Below are 9,594 nucleotides of genomic sequence, written 5' to 3'. Positions count from 1 at the left end.
TTTTATAAATAATCCTCTTCGTATTCTTGTGCTGATGTTTCAGTCAAATTATTTTGACTTTGAGTTACTGTTTTAATTACTGTAATTGTTTGAGATAACCCAGCAATAGTAGGTGTTTGCAAAAAACGCTGTAAAGACAATTCTAAAGAGAAATTTTCTCTTAACCGAGCAATTACTTGACCAGCTAATAATGAATTACCACCCAATTCAAAAAAGTTGTCATCAATGCCTAAAAGTGTAACTTTTAAAACTTGTTGCCAACATTGGGCAATTTTTAATTCTATCTCGTTCCGTGGTTCAATCTGCTCCCTATTGTCTTGATTGTTACTTCTTTTGATCAGTTTAGCATGATCAATTTCACCATTTTTAAGAAATGGCATTTTTGGTAATTCTACGGACTCATAAATACATACACTCCCGAAATCATCTTGTACCTTTAGACTAGGTAATTTAACAACTTCCTTAGTCTTATTAGTCTTAGCTGTAAAATAGGCAGTTAATTTTTGTAAATTAAAACTTGATGACTGCCACCGTTGAATATTTTGCTTACTGCCATCTAAACCGATCAACAAATTATGTTGCTGATGGTATAAGCTGGCCAGCATGGAAGATATTGCTTCGGAGGAAGACATAATATAATAACCCTTGGCACGGATCAGATTTTTCATCTGATATCCTTGACTCATTCCCGTATTATCCCACATACTCCAACTCAAACAATAGCTGGTTAATTTATTGTTGGTTAATTTATTTTGGGAATTTTGGTAATGAGTAAAACTATCGAGAAAACTATTAGCAGCAGCATAACCACCCACAGCAGTGCTACCGAAAAACCCATTTACTGAAGAAAAGTTAATAAAAATAGTATCCTGATTTTCTTTTGCTAATTGATGCAATACCCAAGATCCCAAAACCTTGGGATGTAGAATTGCTGCTAAGTTTTCCTGGGTTTCTGCTACTACCTGTTGTTCGTGCAAAGTTCCGGCTAAATGCAGTATTCCATCGAGATTTTTGCCCCATCTGAATTGAGCTTTTTCTACTATTGTTTGCAACTGTTTTAAGTCGCAAATATCAACGGCTTCATAAATTACTTCTCCCCCAAGCTGCGCTAGTTCTTGATAGAGTTTGATGTGTTTTTCTGAAGTTAAAGGAGTTCTACCAACTAATAATAATTTAGCTTGGTAATGTTTTAACAAATACCGAGCAATTTCAATACCTATACCACCCATACCCCCAGTGATTAAATACGTTCCTCCTTGTTTGAAGGTAGTTGAGGAGTGAGGTTGGCTTGTAAAATCAACTTGTTCTAAGCGAGAAATTAAACGCTGTCCGTTTCTGTATGCTACCTCTCGTTCTTTTGAGGAGATTTGCATTTCTTGGAGAATGTAACCACCATTTTTTTCAACTTCAGCGAAGGGTAAATCAATGTGGCGACAATTTATTTGCGGTAGTTCTTGAGGAATGGTTTTTAATAATCCTAATACTGTTGATTTTTCATAAGCTATAGGATCATCTGAGCAGATAGCTTGGAGATGAGAAGAAATAAATAATAATTGAATATTTTGATCAAAGCTATGATTTTTTTCTAAGGCTTGCACTAGGAATAATAAACTATATATTCCCTGTGCTTGGGCTTTTTCTAAGCTATCAATACTGTTAATTTCCTGATATTTATCGTAAGTCCAGAGATGGACAATCTGCCCAATAATAATATTATCTGCTGCTAGGGATGCTATTAAAAGTTGATAGTCTTTGGCTATTTCTGGATTAATAACATAATGGTTACGATTGATTTTTTTAAATTCTTCTCCAGGTGCAACGGTAATATAGGTCAGTTTATTTTCTGACAATGTTTGACCTAAATAGTCACCCAATCCCCAAGCATCGAGAAATACTAGAGTTGTATTAGTAATAGTTAAAGAGGAATTAACATTAATGGGTGATTTAGGTTTCCATACTTGACGGTAAAACCAATTGGGAATAGTATTACTATTGCCTAGTAATATATCAATTTGTTTAATGATTGATTGAAATTCACCTGTTTGGAAACGTTGACTGAGTTGAGAACGTTGAATTTTGCCAATAGCAGTTTTAGGAATAATTTCTTTAGCTACGGGAATTAAATAATCAGGATTTATTCTCACCTTGTTCACAACACAAGCACGAATTTCTTTGAGGAGAGGTAATAAACTTTGATCATCATCAAAAGAAGTATGGAAAAATATTGCTAATTTATCAGTATTGCTTCCTGGTTGTCTGACTGCACAAGCAGCTGTATAAGAAACTTCTATTCCTGTAATTTCTTCAACAGCAGCTTCAATTTCGTGACAGTAGTAATTTAATCCATTAATAATAATTACATCTTTGATTCTGCCAGTAATGGTTAAACGTCCTTGATCAAGAAAGCCTAAATCCCCTGTATTCAACCAACCATCAGCAGTAAAAGCTTCTTGGTTTGCTTGTGGATTTTGATAGTAACCGATAGTAACAGATGCACCTTTTACCTGTAAACAACCAATAGTATTTTCTTCAACTACCTGATTTTGATTATCTACAATTCGCATAGAAAATCCAGGAATAGGTGAACCCAATTCTACAAATTTCTGCTCATCTGTAGTTGAATCTAGTAAAAAACTATCGGCAAATACGACACCAGAAGATGTTTCAGACATTCCCCAACCTGGGTGCATTGCGGTAGCTGGTAGGTGATATAACTGAACTAGCTGCAAAAATTTTCTTGCTGTTTTAGCAACGATCAGTTCGCCTCCATTATGAATTAATCGGAGTGAAGATAAATTCCAAGTTGGTGTTGGGATATTTTTGATCTTTTCTAGTTGCTCATTGATTAAGCTATAAGCAAAATTAGGACCCCAAGTCACGGTAACGCGATAATGAGTAATCCAATCTAGCCATGTTGTAGGTTTTTGTAAAACTAATTCAGAGTTCCCATGAATTTGTTGGCAGCCAACATAAACATCCCGTAAATGGAACATAATTATTCCCACAACATGGTCTAAGGAAAACCAATTTAACGTGATATCTTCACTTGTATAAGCATTCATCACGGTAGTACCAGCACAACGTGCTATTAAGCTACTGTGAGTCTGCATAACGGCTTTGGGTGTACCCGTGCTGCCAGAAGTCAAAAGCAAAATTGCTAAATCTTCTGGTTGATTATCATATATGTTGAAATCTGGTTCACATTGACTTAAATGATCAACAGTGGCAATTTTAAAGTTTTCTAAGTTTAAAACTCTGGCAAAATCATCAATGTCAGCAGATAAAGAAACACTTGTTAGTACCAAGGGTTTCTCTAACATCTCCCATGTGTTTTTTAATTTACTAGCTGTATTATTACCTGGTTCATAAATAGGCGCAATGGATACTGGAACTGGAACAAAACCACCCAACACACAACCCCAAAAAGCACAGATGAAATCTTGGTTATCTGCTAATTGAAAAATTACTTTGTCTTGAGGTTTAAGTCCTAATTTTCTTAGTCCTGCTAAAATTCGTTGGGCATTCTGCCATAATTCTTTGTAAGATTGAACTGTCTCACTGCCATCGGATTTAATATAGATAATACCTTCGTTTGAATTTTTAGCGGCTCTTTGTAATACTTCTACTAAATTTTTAGGAGCGTCTGGAGAGTATGGTAGTGGTTCACCGTGACTAATGGCTAACTTTTTTGAAGCAGAATAATTTTTGTCTTCTATTTTCTGACTATGTGTATTTGCTTGTATTTCTTGTTGGTTATTTTCATAGAGGTTTGCTTGACTCTCCCCTAATAACTCTTCCAAATGCACAGGAGGAATACTTTTAACCACAGGTTCAACAACCACCGCAACCCGATCAATGTCTGACAATGACTCTAATTGCTTTTCTAAATCTCTCATTACATCAGAGTTAATCACTTCTAAACTCGATAAAGTAACTTCATCGATATAACCTGCATCTGTTAGGGGTATGGTAGATATGGGTACAAATGCGGCAGGTATTAACTCACTGGGGATAATTGTTTGCAGATGATCTAAAATTTGTTCTGGTGCAAACAAACCCGATGGAACTATATAAGCTATTAATTCCTGTTTTCCCTTTTTTGTCTGTCTTTTGATAACTACACAATCATCTACAGTCAAACTCGACCGAATAGCAACTTCTATTTCTTGTTGGTATGCAAAACTTTGATTAATTGAAGTCCCTAAAATTTGACTATGGTGATCTAAATGCATTATCTTTATATATCCTTATTAAGATTCAAGCTGCTATTAATTATTTTTTTAATTTTTTCAATTAACGCTGATTATAAGGTAAAACATTCATTTATTTTAACTTAAAATTAATGGTTTTTAAATTGGTTGGTAAAATTTATACTTACTAAGCAAACAGATAATCTCAGGTTTAGCAGTCAACTGCAAGAGCATTTTAAACATTTAAGCAGACAGTTAAGACTGTTAACTAGAGATTGCTGAAAAAGTTGAGAACGAACTTAATGAAAACCTGAGTTCGACGTAAGAGAATAACCTGCAAGTGTTGATTAACAAGAGTTTCAGGAGTGAATTAAGTTTTTATTAATTGTCAATAAATGAAAATTATTGACAATTAATTAGAAATAGACAATATGCTAACGGGGGGACAATCATGACTGAAAAGCTTATCCTGCAAGGATTTGAAAGAGAAGTCTATTCAAAAGATCAAACCAATTTTAGGATTACAGCTATTTTCAGGTAAATAAACCACATTTTGATTTAGGTTTCGCGTCAACAATGTAGGGGCGTTCGCGAAGCGTGCTGGAAGCATCAGCATTCGGATGATAGTCTTCGGTAAAAACCGATAATTAATTGTCCGAATGCTTCGCCCTTACTGTGGTCTAAAAAAATGAAAACTCCTGTCACACGAACGTAAAATAGGATTTTCCCAAGGAAATTATTGACAATGGAATCAATAAGGGGGGAAATTGCTCTGTATCTTTTTATGTCTAACAAGATTGAAAGGGTTACAGAGTCTTGGTTTCAAGGTACTTTGTCCCCCTGTCAGAGGTTTTTGGTTTATTCAGCAACCCCTAGTTAAGTGATCATCATCCGTAAATGTGAGGCTAAGGTTTTGACATTAGGTTCATACAGCATCCGTAAGTGATTTCCAGGTACAGATATTACTTTCACAGAGTCTTCTGTGCAATCTTGCCATCCCCAATCTGGTAAATCGTAATTATAAATAGCACGAAGTTGTTTTAGATTAACTTCATCCACTTCTTCAGCGCGGAATAAACCAATGGGCGCAGAAATTTGATAAGAAGGCCGATAATTTGCATAATTAATTGTTAGTTGTTTCGTTACCTGCATATTTGTTTTGAGTAAAGACAGGCTTGAGTTTTCCGGTAAAACATCATGTTTGTATAAATACTCTGCGGCTAAATTCCAACGGGCTAACTCGTCTGGTTGAGCAGCTAAATCAGCATAATCCAAACCTAATGAAATTCCCTTTACATCTTCTATAGATAGGAGTAATTCCCACATCCAATCAGTATCTGTCATCTTAGTTAGATCTTCAGGGTGAATCACCAATCCAGCATCTAAGATAGCCAGTAATTCTACCTTTTCACCCTGCTTTTCCAATTGGTAAGCCATTTCAAAAGCAACAACAGAACCTGCTGAATATCCTGCCAGTATGTATGGACCATGAGGTTGTTGCTCACGTAATAAATCAATCAGTTGACTACCATGCAGTTCTACTGACTCTGGAACTTCACCAAATCCATTTCTTCCTGGAGTTTCTAAACTATAAACCGGATGATTTTCTAAGTTAATAGCCAAATCTTTAAAATAGAAACCATGTCCATTACGACCAGGTAAACAAAATATAGGAGTGGCACTTCCTTGAGATTGGAGTGTAAGCAAATGGGGATGGCATTGCTGCACTTCATGGTCAGAGATTTGTAATGCTAATTGAGCAATTGTTGGATTGTCAAATAAACTACTTTGAGTAATGATGTCCTGTAATGTGTTTATAAATTCCTTTGCCAGTTTTTCAATTGTGGCTGCTTGGTGAAGATTTGTGCTGTATGTCCACTCTATTTGCAACTGTTTTTCAACTATCATGCTGTTTATATCTAGCAGATGAGGGCGGTTGTTTTGTAAACCGTGCATTCTTCCTGCTGACTCACTAGCTGGCTGCATCCAAGAATTTGTATTAATCTGTTGATCAAATTGACCCAAATAATTAAAACTGATTTCGGCTTGGGGTAATGTCTTTAGTTGACTAGCAATTTCTGGATCTTGACTCAGATAGCGCAATAGTCCATAACCAATGCCTTTATTGGGAATAGCCCGCAGTTGTTCTTTAACTGTTTTTAATGTTTCCCCTAGATTTTCTGTGGCTGGTAGTTCTACTAATACTGGGAAGATGGTTGTAAACCAACCTATTGTCCGTGATAAATCTACACTATCAACTATTTCTTCTCTTCCATGACCTTCTAGATTGAATAGCACTCTCTTGGAGTTTGTCCATTTGCTTAATACTAACCCTAATGTTGTTAGTAATATGTCGTTAATTTGTGTGTTGTAAGCTTTTGGTACATCGTGCAGTAAGGAGTGAGTTTCTGCCTCACTTAAAGACAATAAAACTGTGTTAGCTGCGGCAACAGTATTTTCCCCTTTTGTATGGTCAACAGAGATGGAAGGAACTGCGGCGCGAGTTTCATTCAACCAATAAGCCGCTTCCGATTTGAGGGTTTGTGATTGGGCATAAGCTGTTAGTTTCTCTGACCAATCTTTAAAAGAGGTGGTTTTGGCAGGAAGCTGAATATCTTTGCCTTGCTCAAGTTGCTGATAGGCTGTTTGTAAATCTTCTAATAAGATTCTCCAGGAAACTCCGTCAATGGCTAGGTGATGGATGGTTATTTGTAATCTCGCTCTTTTTCCTATGCCTAGATGGAATAAGGCTACTTGTACTAGGTTTTCTGATATGTCTAGGTTGGCTTGTAATAAATTTCCTTGTGCTTCAATGGCTTCTGGTTGTTTATGTTCTGGAATTGTTGATAGGTCTATCTCATGGAAGGCTATTTGATCTTTTGGAGCGGTGTATGTCTGTTCCCAATTGGAGTTTTTTTGGCTAAAACTTAGTCTTAGGGCATCATGATGTGTTAGCAGTTGCTGGAATGCTTGTTTTAATGGTTCTGGTTTTATGTCGCTGGGAACTGATAGCAGGAATGCTTGGTTGAAGTGGTGTGGTTGTGTAAAGTTTTGCTCAAAAAACCAGTGTTGAATGGGTGTTAGGGGTAATTTACCTGTGACTAGTTCTTGTTTTATTTCTATGGTTTTGATGTTCGGTGCTATTGCTGCTAGTTCGGCGATTGTTTGATTGGCGAATAGTTGTTTGGCTGTTAGTTGTAGTCCTGCTTGTTTGGCTTTGGCTAAAATTTGGATGCTGAGTATTGAGTCTCCTCCGAGTTCAAAGAAGTTATCGTTAATTCCTATTTGTTTTGTTCTCAGCACTTCTGCCCAAATCTGGGCTAGTATTTTTTCGGTTTGATTACGTGGGGGGACAATTTTTATTTCTAATCCTGTACGGGTTTCTGGTGCTGGTAATGCTCGACGATCTATTTTGCCGTTGGGTGTTATGGGTAGGGTTTCTAGTGTGACAAAACTATGAGGCACCATATATTCTGGCAGTGTTTCTTTGAGATATTGGCGCATTTCACTGATGGTTACTGTGGAATGCTGATGTGGTATTAGGTAGGATACTAATTGCTTCTGTCCAGGGTTGTCTTCACGGACGATGACGCAGGATGTCTGGATTTGAGGATGTTGATTGAGTACCGCTTCTATTTCTCCTAACTCAATGCGGAGTCCTCTGATTTTTACTTGGTTATCTATGCGTCCTATGTATTCTATGTTCCCATCTGCTAGATAACGCGCTAAGTCTCCTGTTTTATACAATTTTTCGGCATTATTAAAGGGATTAGCAATAAATTTCTCTTTTGTCAATTCCGGGCGGTTGAGATAACCTCTTGCTAACCCATTTCCTCCTATATGTAATTCTCCTGGTACTCCTATGGGTACTGGTCGTAAATTCTCATCTAAAATGTATGTCTGTACGTTGGCTATGGGGCGACCAATAGTTATTTTCTCATCTTGATCACTACATTTTGCAGTAGTTGCACATACACTAGCTTCTGTTGGTCCGTAGGCGTTGAAGAAATTTCTCCCCATAGACCATTGTTTCATTAATTTCACCCCACAAGCTTCTCCCGCCACAATAATGGCTTGTAGTGCTGGCAGTTCTTCCACTGGCATCACTGCTAATGCTGATGGTGGTAAGGTAATATGGGTAATCTCATAATTGCGTATTTTCTCCATTAATGACTTTCCTGGCATGAAAGCCTCTTTTGTTCCCAGGTACAGTGTTGCACCTGACCCAAAAGCCATTAATATTTCCCATATAGAAGCATCAAAACTAAAGGAAGCAAATTGCAGAACTCGACTATGAGAGTTTATTCCAAAAGTTTGAATCTGAGCTTGAGCAAGGTTACACAGTCCCTTGTGTTCAACCATTACACCTTTTGGTTTACCAGTTGAACCAGAAGTATAAATTAAGTTAGCTAAATGACTAGCTGTAACTTCACTGCTAGGGTTATTTTCATTGTTTTGGGCGATTTGTTCCCCAATTTCATCTACACAAACAAGATGTATTTGATATTCAGGCAATCTCTCAATTAAATGCTTTTGTGTTAACAGCACTGATACTTGAGCATCTTCTAACATGAAGCTCAGGCGTTCTTGGGGATACTCTGGGTCTAGGGGTACATACGCCCCTCCTGCTTTGAGAATACCCAACAGTCCTACAATCATTTTTAAGGAACGTTCTACACAAATCCCCACCAGTGTATCTGGTTTTACACCCAAAGATTGTAAGTGATGTGCTAACTGATTCGCCCGACTATTCAATTGCTGATAGGTGAGTTGTTCGTTTTCAAACACTACTGCTATTGCATTCGGTGTTTTCTCTACCTGCTCTTCAAATAACTGATGGATACATTTATCAACAGGATATTCAACTTGAGTATCATTCCACTCTGTTAATAGCTGGTGTTTTTCTGACTCAGTTAGTAGTGGTAATTGGGCAATAGACTCCTGGGGATTGGCTACTATGGATTCCAGTAGGGTGATAAAATTTCCCGCCATCCGCTCAATCGTCCTACTATCAAATAAGTCGCTGTTGTATTCCCACACACCAACTAATCCACTAGCACTTTCTTCCATTGCTAATGTCAAATCAAACTTAGATATTTCACTCTTGACTTCCAGTAAATTTACACTCAACCCACTTAATTCTAATGTAGATATCGGTGTATTTTGCAGTACGAACATCACCTGGAACAGTGGTGAGTGACTCAGGTTGCGTTCTGGTTGCAATGCTTCCACTAGCATTTCAAAGGGCAAGTGTTGATGAGCATAAGCACCCAAGGACATTTCCCGCACACGAGTTAACAACTCACTAAAACTGGGATTACCCTCTAGGTTAGTCCTCATCACCAAAGTATTGACAAAAAAGCCGATTAACCCTTCTATCTCAGCCCGATCTCGGTTAGCAATG

2 protein-coding genes are annotated in these 9,594 nt (G+C 37.2%); both read right to left on the bottom strand.

Features of this window, described 5'->3' with window-relative positions:
• Positions 1-2: 2 nt before the first annotated feature.
• Positions 3-4,232, bottom strand: a complete 4,230-nt coding sequence (locus FFR48_RS21630) for an SDR family NAD(P)-dependent oxidoreductase (RefSeq protein ID WP_137668808.1) — start codon at positions 4,230-4,232, stop codon at positions 3-5.
• A gap of 834 nt (positions 4,233-5,066) precedes the next feature.
• Positions 5,067-9,594 (bottom strand): non-ribosomal peptide synthetase (locus FFR48_RS21625; RefSeq protein WP_162501930.1); only part of this gene is annotated, 4,528 nt, incomplete at its 5' end.

It is taken from the genome of Sphaerospermopsis reniformis (genome assembly GCF_005402885.1).
Lineage (GTDB): Bacteria > Cyanobacteriota > Cyanobacteriia > Cyanobacteriales > Nostocaceae > Sphaerospermopsis > Sphaerospermopsis kisseleviana.
Note: the sequence above shows the minus strand (reverse complement) of the source record. Positions and strands in the feature narration are given on the sequence as shown.